Here is a 17,431-nt window from a genome sequence, read left to right as displayed (position 1 = left end):
CGGTGGCGCGCTCCGTCTCCAGGTCATGCTTGGCCGTGGCAAGCGCCCTCGTCGCGTCGGCGAGCTGCGCATCCGCCGCGCGGGCCAGCCGCGTCGTCGCCTGCTGGTCTTCGGCGTCGCGTTCGGCCGCGTCCAACTGGCCGACCGCGTCACTGTGCTGTCCGGCCAGTGTGTCCCGACGGGCCTGGACCTCGTCCCGGTGCCGTTGTGCGTCCGTCACCCGCTGCTGGGCCTCGGCGTACCTGGCATCGGCGACGGCACTCGCGCCCTCGGTCACCCTGACCGGGTAGGTGACATCAACGTTGTAGTGCTCCGTGGTTCGGCGGGCGACCCAGGACTCACCCGTCGTCAAGCGGGCGCTTGCCGCCGCCACCTCGTCGGCGGCCCTACGCGCGGCCTCCGCCGTGTCGTCGGCCCGGCGCGGCGCATCGACAGGCGGAACATCGCCACCGCTGCCTTCACCCTCCGCTGGAGACTCGCCGGAGCCGGATTCCGCCGAACTCGGCGACGTGGACGGCAGTGTTTCCGGCTGGTCAGCCGGCGGCGATTCGCCGGCGGGCTCCCGAGGCACGCTGCCCTCGTTCGAGGTCGTGTTGGGCTGCTCGGCGGTCTCCGACATCTCCCGCACGGAATACTCCGGGTTGACGCCACGCAGCCCGGCGTAGGTGCCGCGCAGCCGCATACCCGGCTGCACGTCGTCGGCGCTCCGCACCCGGCCACCCGACGGACGTTTCGTGCTCCGGCTGTCCTGGCCCTCCTCTTCCTCCGCGATCGTCTCGGGCGGGCCACGCGGCTCCGCCGGTGCGGCGATCAACCGGCCGTATCCGGCCTCGTGCTCCGCACGGAACCCGGCCAGCGTGGTCTCGGCGAGGATCCAGTGCGTTTTTCCGGGCAGTTCGACACCCGGTGCGAGCGAGCCGTCGAGCACTCCGGCGAGAACAGCCTCCCTGGCGACGGCTTCCCGCTGCTCCGCGCGCAACAGGTCCGGCTGCTTCGACTCGACCCGTCGTCGTTGCTCCGCCTGGTGGCCGACCGCCGCGGCCAGCTCGTCGTTCTGCCGCGCACGCCGGCTTTCGACCGCCGCGGCGGCCTCGCGGCGCAGCCGGTCGAATTCCTCCTTCAGCTGCCGGGCCAGGTCAGCGGCCTCACCTGTAGCGTCCGGGTGCTCGATCCGGTGCGCGACGACGTTCACCATGTCCTGCAGCAAGCGCTCTTCGGCTTCGTCACGCGCCTGGCCGAGGAATTCGTCGCCGAGCAGCTCCCGCGCCGCCGCCCGTGCCGTCCGGAACGCGTGCCAGCTGTCCGCGCTCAGCCGTTCGAGCCGCGACCTCGCCTCGGTGAACAGACGGTCCTGGCCGTCGTGGGCGTCATAGAACTTCATCATCGACACGCTGTCGTGGAAGGCAACGGTGTCGAGCCGCTCCTGGTACCGCTCACGCAGAATGGCCCCGAGCCGTGCCGCCGGGCTCTCCACCACGGAGTACTTCGCGGCCATCGCGTCTCGCGCCAACTGATGGGCGAGTACGTCGACCATCGTTTCGGTCAGCAGCCTGGCTCGCTGCACGGCCGCCTTGCCGGTGACTGGCCGTGCCCCGCCACGCGGACGCAGGTCGGTCAGGTTCAGCAACCGCCGCGCCCGGTCCCGCCACTGATCGGGGTTGACGGCCTTCGCCTCGGCGGAGCCGAGGGCCCGCTCCCAGCGCTCGGTACCGACGTACTCCCGGACGCTCGCGACGGCCTCCGCCGAGAGGGACGGCTCGGCGGCCATCCGCCCGCGAAGCTCGTCCACTCGGCGCTCTGCCTCGACAAGACGCGTGTGCAGGCGGTCGTGCTCGGCACGGTATTCGTTCGCGAGTTCTTCGGCGTGGCGCCATTCGACTTCCCGCGCCTCGGTGGTCGCACCCGACCGCACCCGCTCCGAGACGACGTCGAGCAGGTGCCTCTTCGTCTCGGACTCGGCACGTTCGCTCTCCGCCAGCCGTCGCGAACTCGCGTCGAATTCGGCGCGCAGCCGCCGCAGTTCGTCCAGTTGCCTGCGACGCAGTGGAGTGTGCCCCTCCAGCGGCGTCTGCTCGACGAGGGAACGTTCGACGCCGAGCTTGACCAGCTGACGATCGGCCCGGCGGCGCCGGGCGGCGACCGCGCTGCCCTCGGCGCGAAGCCGCGGCTCGCCGATCTGGTCGAGTGCTTCACGCATGGTCAAGCCACCGCGCTTGTGCAGGCTGTCCGCCGCGCGCCCGGCAGCCTCGATCCGCTGCTCGATCCGCGCTGCTTCCTTCTCCAGCTTCTCGATCTCGGCGGTCGTCCGATCGATCGCGGCGTACACGCCGTCTTCCCGGGCCCGCTCGTACTGTTTGACGGTCTCGGTGGCGTGGTGCCGCAGGGCGTCGTGGAACGCCTGGGCCGCCTCGCGTTCCCTACGCAGCTCCGCCGACCAGGCTTCCCGTTCCGCCTTCGGTGCGGCGTTCAACGCCTCCCCCGCGGCGGCACGCAGCGCTTCCTCGGCGCCCTTGCGCGCCTCGACCGCGGCGGTCCACTTCTCGTTCTTCTCGTGCAGGTCCTTCGCGGCGTCCTTGAGGGAATCGGGCAGCTGTTGCCCGGTGAGCTCCTCGGCGACGTCGTTGCGGATCCGGACGCTGGCCGCGTCCGTGACGGTCGGCAGCCGCCACACGTCGATCTTGTCGGGCCGGGGCTTCCTGCTGCCGTCCGTCTTCGCCGCGGCCAGCGCCCAGCCGATGTCCACGAGCCGGGCCTGGGAGAGTTCTTCCTTCTCGCCCACCGTTTCCTTGGACATCGGCGCCTTCGACCGGTCGTCCCGCCGCACGCCGGACTGGGTGAGCGTCGATTCCTCCGGTGCACGGATCGCCTTGTTGTCGTTGACGGTGTTGCCGATGTTGCTGCCGAAGTAGTGCCTGCCTTCGGCACGGGTGTCCGCGCCCGCCGGGTGCAGGGTCCCGCCGTAGGCGTTGAACCCGGGCCGGTTCAGCTCGATGCGGTTCCCGGTCGTCACCTCGGACTCGGCGCTGTCCTTGGTGTTGGTAGTCCTGCTGACTTCGATCCGTGCCAGGCTCGCGAACCTGCCGCGGAGGGTGCGCGTGTGCAGTTCGAGGTGCATACCGGGGATCTCGATCGGTATCCCGGCGTCCGAGCTCGCCTTCAGCAGCGGCTCCAGTCTCACCGGGTCGAATCCCTTGTCGATCGCCCGCCGCACGGCCGGGGTGATCGCCTTTTCGCCCCAGACGGACGTCAGCACCTCGATCGCCGACCGCTTCAGCCCGTCCACATCGGCGAACAGGCGCTCCGTCCACGAACTGCCGTCGTCCGGCAACGACAGCACGGGCCCACCGGCTTCGCTCGCCCCACGCCATTCGTCCAGCCGCTCCCGGCTCCAGCCACGGTGCACGACGGTCTTGGCGCGCTTGTCGACCTGGCCGAGACGGTCCTGTTCGGGCGGCGGGTAGGACTCCGTGGGATGTTGCTTGACCGAGATCCGGCGCGCATCCCGGACCGCAGCGTATTCCTTGCCGTGCCGGACGATCTGGATCCGCAGGTCGAGCTGCCCGCCGTAGGACGCGACCACACCGGAGGTCTTGGCGATCTCTTCGTGTTCCACGACGTGGGGATATACCTTCTTTCGAGCCCGGTTCCCGAACTGGCCCGGCCCGCCACCTCCGAAGCCGGAGGCCACGACCTTCGGGTTCCGGCCGCTCGTGGAAGACGGCCCGCCCGGTTCGTGCGCGTCCCGGTGGCTGATCCGCGGTCCCCACCGGGTGGCCAAGAACAGGTTCAGCAACGTCCGGTGCATGACCCTGGCGGGCTTGCGCTCCAGCTGTGCCTTGCGCTCGTTCTTGATCGGTCCGTGGTGTTCGAAGCCCTCGAAAACGGCGCCGGTCAGGTCACCCCTCACGACCACGTCGTAGGTTTCGCCGCTCAGCCGGTCCGTGAGCCGGATCGGCTCGTGGTCACCGCCGTTGAGGACGCTCTTGCCCGACCGGTTCAGCGCGGACAGAAGCTGGGTGACCTTGCGCTGGTTGTGGTTGCCCTTCACCACGGAATCGAGCGGGAGCAGCCGGTGCGCCTTCTCCTTACCGAGCGAAGCCTCCAGCTGGCTGCGCAGCAGATTGACGACCTTCGCGTCCACGCGGTCCCCGATCCAGCCGAGGCCGAGCGACGGCCTCTCCGCGCCACCGTCCGCCAGGGAAGCGGGCGTGGGCAGGATGAGGCGCGGCGGAACGGGAAGTGTGGCTTCCTGTTCGCCCATCGCCGGGAGCAGCTCGTCGAAATCGGCTCCGGAGGCGAGACCCCATCTTCCCGGTCCCGTTCGGACGGCCGCCCGCTGCTCTTCGGTCAGCAAGGCGAGCAGCTGTCCGCGGGTCAGCGACGCCTCCACCTGGACCGTGCGGCGGCCCGCGGCCCTGGTCAGCTGGGGCTGGGTCAAGCCGAAGGTCCAGGGCTTGGTGCGCTCACGCCGCGCCACACCGGTTACCTCGACCTCCAGCAGGACGTGGAACCGCGGCTCGGGCAGCCCCGCGACCGACACCTGCTCGCTGCCGTTCGAGCCGTCGGCCCCCGCCTTGCCGCCGCCGAACGTGAACGGGGAGACGGTGACGACCGTCGTGCCGAAGGGGTTGATGTGCGTGCCCGCCGGTGCCTCTCCGGCGCCCCCGTGCGTCGAGGCGCCCTTCCCGATCGCCCTGAACACGGCCGCGATCTGCAGTGGCCTCCAGACGTTGCCCCACGTCCGCTCCGTCTTGGTACCGCTGCCGTGCTTCTGCTCCACGGTGAGCTGCTGGACCTCTGCTGACCCGGCACTCCAGCGCAGCACCTTCGCCGGCTTGAACGACAGATCGCCGGAGAACTCCTGGATGTCCTGACGGCGTTTGTGCGTCGCACCGGTGATCGTCTTGACCCGCGTGAACAGGTTCGGATCGTTCGTCAAACGGTCCCGGGAAAGCTCGTCGGTCACGACCTGCCGGATCCTCCCCAGTTCGAAAGCCACGATCGGATCGTTCTTGCTCAGCGTTTCGAACAGTTCCAGGAGCATGGCCCGCACCTGCTCCGCGCCGGTGAACTTCGTGATCTGCACCAGGTCGAGTTCGTGTCCTGCGCCCGGCGTCAGCGCGGCCGGCACGACGGCGAGCGTCTCGGACCTCTGCTCGGCGGGTTTCTCGAGCGCCGGGCGCTCGCGGACAGTGAGGTGCTCCGGAATCAGGGAACCCACCGTGACCGTCTTTTTCCGCAGACTCGGGTCCATGCCCGCCGTGATCTCCTGCCACGCCGGGACGTGCTTCCCCGGCCAGCCGGGGAACAACTTGCGGAGACCGGCGTTCGGCTTCCGCAAGGCGCGCACCTCGAACGTGACCTCGTGGTCCTGCTCGAAAACACGCATGTCGTACCGGTCTGGCTTGCCGTCCTTCAGGAAGGCGGCCAGCCGACGATCGGCGTTCATGCCGGACACCCGGGGGAACTCCTGTGCCTCGGTGACATTTCGCTCCCAGTGGGGGCCGATGAGCAGGTAGGCGGGTACGACCCACGTGAAATAGAACCTGCTCTGGAGTCCGAGAGAGAAGGTGGTCCCCGTGCCGCTCCGTTGCACGGACTCCACGGTGTCCTTGAGCCGCAGCAGGCGGTTGATCTCATCGGCGGTGACGGGCGGGCCGTCGCGCACCTCACCGGACTCACGGTGGAACTTGATGTGGTACTGGTAGCTGTGCATGATGCCGGTCTTCTTGATTGCGAAGCGGTACTCGGGGGAAGCGAAGAGCTTCCGCAGCAGCTCTTCCTCGGACAACCTGTCGCGCAGCTCGTTGTCCCGTCCGACCAGGCCGGCGATGTTCGGGGACAGGCCACCCTTGAACGACGGATCGTCGAACGCGCGGAGGAACCGACGCCTGCCCGGATACCACCGCCTCCGGAGCGGTATCTCTCGCAGCAGCGGCGCCACCGTGTCGTAGAACCACTCGGCGGTGCCCGCCTCGGAGAAGTACTCCGCCCTGTCGGCGACGGGTCCCGGCTGCCCCTCCGAGTGCGCGAAATACTCCCTCTTGTCGCCCTCTTTGAACTCGATGGGCTGGGCCGCGAGATCCGTGCCCACACCGTCGTGCTGATTCGCCGACCGGCGCAGGCGGCCGGTGACGGCGCCCCGCAGAGGTCGCCAATCCCCGCCCAGCATCCGCACCTGCGGCTCGTAGACGACCGAGTAGGGGCGGGTCGGCCCGGTGATCTCCAGCTTGTCCTTCACCGCGACCGAACGGGACAATTTGCTCGTGTGCTGGCCCGCGTGCTCCAGCCCGACAACGATCCCGCCGATCGCCGTGATCACCCCGGCGTCCCCGCCGGCGCCCCCGGCGAACCTGACGCCCTTCCGGTACTCGATGTTCGACTCGTCGACAGTCTCGGCGTGTGATCGCGCCGCTTCGGTGATCTGCGCCGACGACTCGGGAGCGAGCACGTACCACTTCGGCACGAGGCGCATTTCCAGCTGGGTCACGTGCGTGAAGACCTCGACCCCGCCGCGGTTGGTTCCCCGATAGAGCTCCGGAGTGCGTCGCCCGCGCTGCCGCGAGGTGGGATCCGAGGTCGTCACCGCCATTTCGGAGAAATGAGCGCTCAGCTCGTCCCGGCTGAGGAACTGACGGAGGAACTGCCTGCCGTGAGACAGCCGCCCCAGCGCCTTGTCCAGCTTTCCGCCGAACTCGTGGCTCAGCAGCGCGGTGATCTGGTCGAAGAAGTCCGGACCGTGTTTCAGCTGGTGGAGAATCACGTCGCGGACCACCGGCATACCGGGCAGGGACATCCCCGGCTCCAACGGGTGTACGCCTGCCTCCGCCAGCAGGGCTCGGCCACGCACGCCCACGTGGTCGAGCCTGCCATCCGGAGCGTGCTCGAGCACCATCGGAGCCGGGTCGAGCTCGATCGGATCCAGCGAGGTCTTGAGGGACACCTCGCCGAATTCGGTAACGCGGCCTTGGTCGTCGGTTTCCGGGGAGGTGACCAAGTTGCCCTCAGCGTCGGTCAGGTAGAGCACGTATCGGGTCGGCACCTGGATGTGGTGGCCCTTGCCCTCCTTGCCGACCCGGCTGTTGCCGTTCTCCTCGACGAACTTCGTGATCAGTTCCCGATCCGGCTCGATCCCGCCCTTGGGCTGGACCGTGAACACGGCGCCGGGCAGCGACGAGGAGGTCAGCGTCGGCGCGAACGTGTTGTCGTGCCAAGTGCCATGTTTCGTCTCGAACTTTCGCTTGACCTTGGCACGCCCGGTCGTGGCCTCGCTCGAGCCCGGCCCGAGCGGCTTCATGTTCGGATGGTCGAAATCGAAGTACATCCGCACCCGCAGGAGGTACTTGTCACCGCTCACGGTCGTGAGGAGCCGCTCTTTCCACTCGCCCACCAGTGGACCAGGGTTGTTCACGACCTGTGTCTGCAAGTCGGACAGCCTCTTCCATTCCGCACCGGGATGGATTCGGCTCAGCGCGCGTTCGAGTGAGGCGCGCCCGACCGCCGATCCGTCCTCGGTGTGGTGCGGCCGGTGGTTCGTGGCGGTGATCTGGCCCCCGGCGAGCGAGCGGCTTTTACGCAACTCCTCCGGCAGACGTGCGCGCACGTCTGCCGGCGTCAGCACCGAGTCACCGGTCTCGACGGCCAGCGTCACCGATGCGGGATTCCCGGGCTTGTCGTCGTGGGCCTCCGGCGTGACATCTTCGGCCGTCGGCGGCGCAGGCCGGTCCTGCTCGGATTCGGACCGCTCTACGTCGTCCGAATCCGGATCACGTTCGGGGTTGCCCCGTCGCCGCAGCTCGTCCACTCCGACAGCACCCGGGGTTCTGTGCGGCCTGTCCGCGTACACCAGTACGGGCGGCTCACCGGGTGCGAATCTGATCAACGGCTCGGAGCTGACCGCGTCCACTTGATGCTTTTCGACGATATCGTCGAAAATCTTTTGCTGAAACGCACCTTTCGGCTCCCAGTACATGTGGGCCCCGTGCTGCACGCCGACCCCACGCCGGGTCAGCAACCAGATGACGTGGTTATATGCCTCTGCCGACAGGCGCGACCCGTCATCCGGCAGCCAGGCGTCGAAAATATCCAGATCACCCGCGACGAATCTGAAGATCCCGTGATCCGCATCATACCATTCGACAACGCCGTCGACCACCCGGAGTTCTTCAGAGGAGGACATACTCCCGGCCAGCTCTTCGAACTCATTTTTCCGAGAATCATGCCGGCGCACAACCGCGGCACGTAAAACCGCTTCAAGACCGTCGAGCACCTCCGCCGCGGGCATTTCCGGGCGGAAATAACCGACCAGTCCGATGTTTTCCTCAAGTGCGCCCAGGTACACGTCGAGCGGGCCGATCGTCTTCGCCTTTATGCCGAGCGGCTTGGGAGCCGCGCCCCGTTCCAACCATTTCACCGAGGCAGGGTTGGTCGGCCGGACGTCCAGCACAATTCCGAAGCGGGTCACAAAATTGCGAATTCGCTCCTGAAAGAGAAGCGGAATACCGAATTCCCTCATCAGCCGATCCGGCGTCAACGGCCGGTCGTCGTTCGAGCGGATCGACGATCGGGAGATCGAACGCATCGAGGGCGGACGGGGCACCGGTGGAGCGGCGCGGTCCATGTCGTCCATCAGGTCCGTCACGAAATTACCGAAATCATCGATATTCAACGGCACCGTAGGAGGAGCCGACTGCCCAAGACGCTGGGAATAGCCCGGATTCACGCCAAGCAGCCGCGCATCACCCTCGCGGAACCTCGTCCTGCCGCGCTCCTGTTTCGGATTCGGCAGATCCCGGACACCATCGCCGCTCTCATCAGTAGTGATGAGGAGTCGCGGTGGGCCGCGGGGGCGAAGCTCGCCGAGGGCCGGGTCATGGCCGATGTCGTCACCCACGTTCTCGAACTGCCGCGGGTCGGCGAGCGCGGGTGGCGTCGTGCCGAGGACATAGTCGTCGGTCTCCGACCCGTCGCCGCGAGGACGGCTGTCGTCATCCGTGACCGGCTGGAACTTCAGCCCGGTCGCACCTAGTAGCGTCGGGACTTCACCCTTTTGCATGTCGAAATAGACCAGCTCGCCGTTGGCGCCCCGCAACACCGTGATCACGTGCGGGGCGGCGAACTCCGGCATGTCGTACCGCAGATGCCCGTACCCCTTGCCCGCGGCCGCCTGGAAGCGCATGTACTGATCGACCACCGAACGATTACGCACCCGGTACGCCGTGCCGTACTCGGTTTCCAGCACCTTCAGGCGCACGCCCTCAAGTGGCGCCCGGCCCGCCTTGTGCACCGCACCGTCAGGGTCGGTGAAGGTCAGGCGGCCGGCGATCGCGGCCGACACACAGTTCGTGCCATACCCCTCAGCACCCGCGAGGTACCTCTCCCGGTTGACCTCCCGCAAGTTCGACAGGTTCTGCTCCACGAAGCGATCCTTGTCCGCCTCCGAATCGAAGTCCTCGTCCGCCCGCACCGGCGTGGCCTCGGCGTCCGTGCCCTCGGCGGCGGCCGCGGTCGCCGCCAACCCTGCCAGCCTGTCCGCCAACGACGCGTCCGGCTGGTAGTCCGACCACCGCGAAGGCGCGAAGGGATCGTTCCCCTTGGCCAACGACACACCGACGTCCCACAGCAAGCCGCGCGCCTCATCGGGCGTCAGCCTCCGGTACCCGCCGTTTTCCGACGGCATCAGCGACGCTCCCAGCACCACGTCGTCGAGCAGGCCAAGCACGCCTTTCCGCACCAGCGCGGCGGACTCCGGCAGGTCTCGCAACTGCAGATCCACCGCGGCCACCAGTGCGTACACCCGGTCATCGCCGAGCACCTCGGCCGAGCGGTCCGTCACCCCGTCACCGGCCAGTTCCAGCAACCGCTCGATCCGGGAATCCAGTCCGGCGTCGTCCAGCCCCGCCGACAAGTCGGCGAAGAAGTCCCGATACCGCTCCGAAGTCTCACGCGCCCGCCGGTCGTGGTTCCGGCGAATCGCCTCCGGCGTGGCGAACATCTTCTCCAGTTCCTCGAACCGCGCGCGATAGCCCTTCTCGTCCGAGTGGACCTCGTCCGAGTAGACGAAGTGACGACCATCGGCTGTGCGAGCCGGCTCTTCGGTGCCGTCCGTCGTGAAGTAGCGGTCGAAGGTGGCCAGACCTGTACGAGACTCACCAGTCTTGGTCTCGTAGCCGCTATGCCTGGTGTATGAGGAGAAGTCAGCCTGGTAGTACTGATGGAAGTCGGCGAACAGCCGCTGGATGGCGAGGGCGGCCTCGTGGTCGAGGTGGCCGGCGGGAATCTCGCCACGGCCGGTCAGCCGCAGCGCGGTCGCGGCGAGGAAGTCGAAGACGTCATCCTTGCCGAGCCGGCCGAGCAGGTAGTAGCCGAACGGGTCCGCGTCGATCAGGCTGACCGCGACGTCCAGACCATTGCCGGAGAAGATCCCGCCGTACCGCCGGACCATGTCCACCGCGAGCCCGTGCTCCGGCGCCGCGTCGTGCCGGTGCCGGTGGCCATACCGGTCCTCGATGTCAGCGATCTCCCTGCGGTACTCCCGCTTCTCTTGTTCGGAGAGCTGTGAAATCGCCTCCTGGTAGAAGGCTCCCACCGCCTGGTGCTGCTGCTTGGCGTTGTCCTTCTCGATGTCGTGGAACAGGATCGCCTTGACCACGTCGTCGACCGCAAGCAGGCGGTCGACCGACGCGATCTCGTCCCGCACCAGCTTGTGATACTGCCCGAGCACCATCTGAATGTGCTCGTAGTAGGTGTAACCCTCATTCCAGACCGTGACCTCGTCGAACTTGCGCGCCAGTTCGGGAAGCTCCTCGATCAGGAAGTCGATGACCTTCTTCGCCGGCGCGTCCTCGTCCCGCCACAACCTGGTGATCTCCGCACCGATTCGCTGGTGACGCTCCCACTCTCCGGCACGCTGCTCTCGGAACTCGGCGAACGAGTTGTCCATGCCTGCCCGCGAGACATTGAGATCGGCACCGAACCGCGCGAAATCCTCGGCCAGCAGGACGCCGATGGCGCCCTGCGCCGCCAGCGGAGCGACCGTGCGCTCCATGAAATCGTCCACCCGCGCCGAATCCGGCTGCACAGCCGCCCCGGACAGATGGTCGGCAAGGAAATCCTTCAATTCGTCGAGGCGGGTTTCGAACGAGTCCGGCTGGTCACCGTCGAGCAAAGCGGGCGTCTCGCCGTCGGTGTCGCGGAATTGCCGCCAGGTCGCGTAGTGCTGGCGCAGCGAGCGCGTGACGTGCCTGACCCGGATCGGGTTGGCTCGGTCGAGTTCGTCCAGGGTCGGCCACGGGTTCAACGCGGGGGCCGACACCATGTCCTCCAGGCGGGGTGCGCCCAGCCGCTCCAGTAGTCCGTCCACGTGCTCGACGTCACCGGCCCAGTCACCGCGTACCAGACCGTCCTTGCCGACACCCGCCGTGTAGGTCCGCAGTGATCCCGGAACCACCCTGTGCTCCAGCATCCCCAGCAAGTGGTGAGGCACCGTGAACTGGTTCGGCCCGAGCCCCGGCCGGACATTGCCGATCTCTTCGCTGCCCGGCCCTCCCCTGTCCGAGTGCGGGTAGTCCTCCTCTGCCAGCGCCATCCCGGTGATCGAGATGGCCATCGCGACCGGCACCAGGTACGACCGGATCACCGGCGGCATCGCCAATCGCCAAGGTATGGACACCTCCAGTTCCCGTACCGCCGCCGACCACACCTTCGCCGCCTCGAGCGGCCGCCCCACGAATACCGGCAGCGGGCGATCGCCAACGCCACGCAGGATGGTGATCCGGCCGGTTCCGGGATCCTGCTGTACATCGCCGATTACGGCGCCTGTCACCCTTCCGGTGTCCGGCCCCGTCCCCAGGACCAGCGGTGCCTGTGCTTGGGACACCACCGTGTACAGCCGTGCGTGTGGTACACCCTTGTGCATCTCCACCTCGAAGTCGCCGAGGTGCACCGGTAGCGGAAAACTCGATTTCTGCCGCACCACCGCGGAGAGGAGGTCCGGCCGGCGCGGTCCGAGGTACCGGACGCCTTCCACGCCCGTGACCGGACCGATAGCGTCCTGCTCCCGGTCCCCCTTCGGCGCCTCGCCCAGCGGGCGCGGAGAGCTCTCTGGGAATGGCTGGTAGTGCGGGTTCGGCTGAAAGGTGACCGAGCCGTCGTCGTCTCGTCGATTGACGCCCTTGATGAACTCCCGCTTGATCCCGCCAAGGAAGACCACCTCCTGGAATTCTGGCACCACCCGCCTGGCGTGCGTGGCGACGAAGTCGATACCGCCGGGGGCGTCGATCAGGTACTGGTACCGCATACTCCCGTAGAACCCCTGCGATCGGCTCGTCGACACCAGCGCGTTTCCGGAGTCGGCACCGACATGCACGTCGTACAGGCTGCCACTCATCTCGGTCTTCCACGGCTTGAAACCGTGCTCGAAGACGACCTCCGGCCCACGGGTGTCCCCACGGGTCAGAATCGCACGGTCGACCCGGTACAGCACCCCATCCGGCCCCGCAGAGTAGTGGAATGGCTTCAGCGCGTCGAGATCGGCGGGTCGGACGAGGAAGATCGCTGCCGCGAAGGCGTCCGCCGGTGGCACCGGCGACACCTTCCGGCCCAGTACGTCGTGGCGGCCGGTCCGCTCATGGAACCGCGAGTCCGCCGGTTCCTCGAGCCACCGCTGGGGCTTGAACCCCGGGCTGAAACGCCCCAACTGACCGAATTGGAAGTAATACCAGCCGTACATCTCCCGCGCGGCCAGCAGCCGCCCCGCCACCGTGTCGATATCCGACATGACGAGATCCTCGGCGGGCAGGGAGCCCAGCCTGCGTACCTGTTCCGTCAGCCACCTGATTTCCCGTTGCAACTTCAGCCACGCCGCCCACGCTCCGGCGTCCCCGGCCACCGTGCCGAGGCCATCGCCTCCGTGGTCGATCCGGATATTCGGCAGCACGGCGACAAGCTCCGCGAGCGCGGTGCCCAGCCAGTTCAGTTGCGACTGACCTGACGGACTATTTTCCCTTTCCGTCCACTGCAACTTCCCGAGGCTATAAAGCCCGCTCTTTCCCCTCGTGCCGAGCAGATACTGAGCTTTCGCCCACTCGTACCGCTCTCTTACCTGATTGCGCAAGCCCTCCGCGCCCTCAATCCTGTCCCACACTTCGTTCGGCGCTTCGAGCAGGCTGCCACCCAAGTATAAGTATTCCCGCCATTCGATGGCGGTTCCCCATCGATCCTTGCCGTCCGCGCCATGCCACCTGTCTTCCCCGAGCTTCGTTTGCTTCAGGTACTCCTCCGCCTCGAAGGAAAGCACCTCGTGATCGTCCTCGTCCTCGGCCGAGGAAAGCACCTCGTGCTCTTCCTCCGAGTCCTCGGACGAGGACTCCGCACCCGCTCCGCCAGTCAACCGGGAATCGGAAGCCCGGCGTTCGGGTGCTTCGCCGCTCATCGCGGTCGCGCCGGTCCACAGCAACGGCGCGAACTGGACGATCGGGTGATTCTTTTGCGCGCCCATCCGCGCGAACTTCACGTCGATGAAATTGATGACTCCGCGACCGTCCTTGTACACCGTGATGAAATGCCCCTTGGCCTTTCCACCACCGAGGAACATCAAACCCGCGGCACCCTCGGGCTGGCCGCGCATATGGTTCGCGGTCTCCGCGAACGTGGCATCACGGAACTTCACCCCCGCGAGCTCCCCCGCGTAATCCACGGACGTAAGCCCGCTGGACCCGGCCAAGTAAGTTTCACCCTCCATCAGGGAGAAGGAACCCTGAATATTCGTCTCGAAGCAGTCGTCGAGTTCCGCCGACCGAGCGATGCCGCGCAGGTGGTGGAAGAATTCCGTGAAGTAGGCCTGCTCGTCCGCCTCCGTCCGGAAGCTTTCCTGGGACACAACCGACCCGGCGGGCAGCGCCAGCGCCTGCCGGAAGTTGATCTCCAGCTCGCCCGCGTGCTGCCAGTCGACCCTGGCGGCGACGTCGGCCAACCGCTCCGGCCGCCACGCCCTCCGCAACGGCGAACCCCTGCCGAAGGTCTGCTCCAGCTCCGCGCGGACCTGCCCCACACCCTCGGCCTCATGAATCTCCCACGCGATCAACTCCCGCAGCCGCCCCCGCTGAACCCAATCCAGTACCGGGAATTCCGCGAGCAGCTCGTCGGCCCGCGTCAGAAACGTCACCTGCTCCTCCTCCGACAGCTCGCGAAGCTCGCCCTCAGCCGCAACACGCGCACCCTCAAAATCTCGCGTGTTCAACCATGCATCCACCGTCCCCCTGACCACCCCCGGCCGACGCCCCTGCCGCAGCCCACCCCCGAAAAGGCCGCCACGGCGCAGCTGTTGCAGCCGCGTGACGTCGCCTCCTGCTCCCAAGATCTCGGCGGCGGCCGCACGGGGGTAGTGCGTGTCCGCGGGCAGTGGGTCGTCGGCTTCCGCCGGCTTCGACTTCCGTGTCACGCCGAGTTTCGCGGCGATTTCGCTCGACAAGGCCGTGGCCTGGCTGAGGCCCGTCTCGGTGTTGCCGAGTTCGATGAGCCGCTGGGCGACGATCTGGATCATCGGCGCACGCAAGTGCAGATTCGGCGGATGCGTCCGGAGCCAGTGCTTCAGCTCTTCGTTCGTCATCGGCCTTTGGTTACTTCCCGAGCGCGGTTTCCGGTAGGGCCCGACGAACACCTGGGTCTTATCGACGATCTTCCTGGCCGATTCGATCAGGGAATTCGCCCACCGCTCGTCGAACCCTCGAACCGCGCGCAGCGCGCTCGCCGCGGCCTTGCCCTCGCGAAGCACCCGTTCCGGGGTCCACTCCTCCCAGGTCTGGCTCGGCTCGGTGCCGCGCCGCCCCTCACGCTTGACCGACAGCTCACCGGCGAGCTGCCCCACGACCTGCTCCGGTGTCCGCGACGGATCCAGGCTCAGCCGGTCGATCGCGACGAAAGCCAGGTCGTTCTTCGAGATTCCCTCCTGCCGCGCGACATCGAAGTCGACCAGCATTTCCAGCTGATTCCACACCGAAGCCCAGGAATTCCAGGTGACCCCCGCACGGGCCTGGTGCTCTAGTTCCGCGTCGAACCGCTGCCGTTCCGGGCTCGTCTTCTGCTCCGCCGGGTCGATCCCGGTGAGGTCGGCGACGATGTCGTTGGTCAGCCCCGCGACACCAGCGTCGGCGAGCCTGATGAGGTTCGCGACAGTGCTGTCGCTGTCGATCCGTCCCGGGACCACGTTGGCGGAACGCTTCCCCAACGCGGCCGACACCACCATCTCGGCTTGGCCTCGAATGTCGAGATCAGCCAGCCTGTTCACGTAGTCCATCGCGAAATGAGACCCCTGGAAATTGCCCAGACCGTCGACCATACTCAGCTTGTCGAGCAGTTCCGGCGTCCATCGAGGACGCCGGCCGGTCCCGGGTCCGAACTCGCCATCCGCCGTCCGATGGACGAGATCGTCATTGCCGAAGGCGATGAGATAGTTCATCGCATCTGACACCTCGTTGTCCGACACCGCTTTGTCGGCTTTCAGGAGCACCTCCACGATGTTCGCCTGCAGGAAAGGGGCGTACTTCTCGTTCCCCGGCTTAAGCAGGTGTGACATCGCGGCCTTGATATCGTCCGTACTCATCTGGAACGCCTCGAGAGCGCCGTCCAGTTTTTCGGCGTAATCCGCATCGGCTATCGGTTCGAACAGCTTCCGTTCCGGAACATCGAGCTCTTGTCCCTCCGCCGCGGCATCGTGGAGTTCCTGACGGCTCAGACCCAGCCCCAGATCCTCCTTGATGGCCTGCGCCACCACAGCCGCGTCCGCCATGAACGTGCGGTCGCCCGAACGCAGGGCCTGCGCGTAGATCCGCGCGAGAATCGGTATGACGCTGCGGACCAGACGGCGGTCTTCCAAGCGCGTGGGAGAGAAGTTCAGGTACATGGTTTCGCCGGTGTACTGCTCGACGCCGCCCGGCAGTGGGCCGGTGCTGGTGTTGTAGTCCTGTGCCGCACGCCCCGCCGCGATGAGGTCCCGTTCCGTCCACGGGGAAAACGCGATGCCCATCACGACGTCTTCGACGGAAATGTGCGCGTCGTGCATTCTGGCCGCGACCAGCGCCGCATCGGCCGGTTCGAAGTTCCGCCGCCGGAGACCGGCCAGGACCCGCTCGTCGAAAACGCTGTGCTCGAGTTCCCCGTGCTTCCGCCTCCTCTTGGCCCGCGCTTGCTCCAGCGCGGCCTGGAAGTCAGGCGTCGTCCAGGTCGTGCCGATGCCCCGGCCGACGCGCAGCGCCCGCTCGAAAGCGGCGGTACCTGGCAATCCCGACCTGTCACCGCTTTCGTGCATCGCCCACATCAGGACGGAGGTCAATTCCTCGGCATACGGTCCGACCTTCACCGGGTGCTGGGTACGAGCCAGCAGGCGGGACGCGTCCCGCCTCAGCCCGTCCAGCTCGTCCTCGTCCATCCCGGCCAGGCGCTGGCGCGCGGACCAGTCCGCGTGACGCAACAGGTAGGGAGTCCACTCGGTCGGATGTGGTGGTGCGGTGTTCCCGCCCATGCCGGGTGTTCCCGCGACCCAGATCCCGCCGACCCGGCTGGCCGGACGCCTACCGCTCAGCCTCTCGGCAGCGCTGCCCACCGCCCGGGTTTGCATGAACCAGGTCTCGCTCTGCGGATCCAGCTGGACCTGCTCTTCCGCACCGTCGCGGTAGGTGACCGTCCCGTCCATCGCCACGTGCGCGATGTACTTCATCTCACCGGCGTTGCCGTCGATGTAGTACACACGGCGGCTGCCGCGGTCACGGTAGACGGTGATCACGTGGGCGTTGCCCTCATTCGGCACGGTCATCAGCAGACCGTGCGCACGGACCTTCTGGTCCTGGTCGACCATGGTCCTGGTGATTTCGTCCATCGTGTGGCGCACGAACCGGCCGTGGAAGCGGTTCTCCAGGTCCCTGGCCGGCTGCGGGTTCTCCAGTTTGGCGGCGCGGACCTCACCACCACCCAGTACCTCGAACGTGGCGACCGTGGAATCGAAGCAGTTCGTCCTGGCTCTCGGGACGTCGTCCAGGAAGTTCTGGCGGTTGATCAGCGCCAGCCGACCCCAGACGCCCCGCAGCCGGTTACGCTCGGCCCCTTCCAGTGGCAGGAAGCGGTCGAGAACATCGACCGCCTTGAGATAGCCCGGATTCGTTGGAGCAAGGGTCTCGCCGGGATTCGCGCCGGTCCGGAGCACGTGCTTGTCCAGTCCGCCGATCAGGAGCAGGCGGACGTCCGCCGCGATCCTCTCGCGTGGATGTCCGGGCGCGCTCCGGTCACGTTCCCGCCTGATGATGTCGTCCACCACGGACTCCAGCTGCCGCCGCCGTTCGGGTTCCATGCCTTCGACGAGCTGCCGGGCCATCTTCGCGCGCGCCTCGAGGCCCAACGGAGCAGAGCGCTCGCTTCGCGGATCCTCGCTGTCTTCGAT

1 protein-coding gene (cut by both window edges) is annotated in these 17,431 nt (G+C 67.2%); it reads right to left on the bottom strand.

All 17,431 nt of this window come from inside a single coding sequence — locus ACZ7KI_RS32295, scabin-related ADP-ribosyltransferase, on the bottom strand. Of the gene's 54,207 coding nucleotides, 12,426 precede the window and 24,350 follow it; the stretch shown corresponds to coding positions 12,427-29,857 — codons 4,143 (complete) to 9,953 (partial); the first complete codon in reading order (the gene reads right to left) occupies nucleotides 17,429-17,431. Both codon boundaries (start and stop) fall beyond the window edges.

The sequence above is a fragment of the Amycolatopsis sp. NPDC039088 genome, from assembly GCF_055598845.1.
Note: the sequence above shows the minus strand (reverse complement) of the source record. Positions and strands in the feature narration are given on the sequence as shown.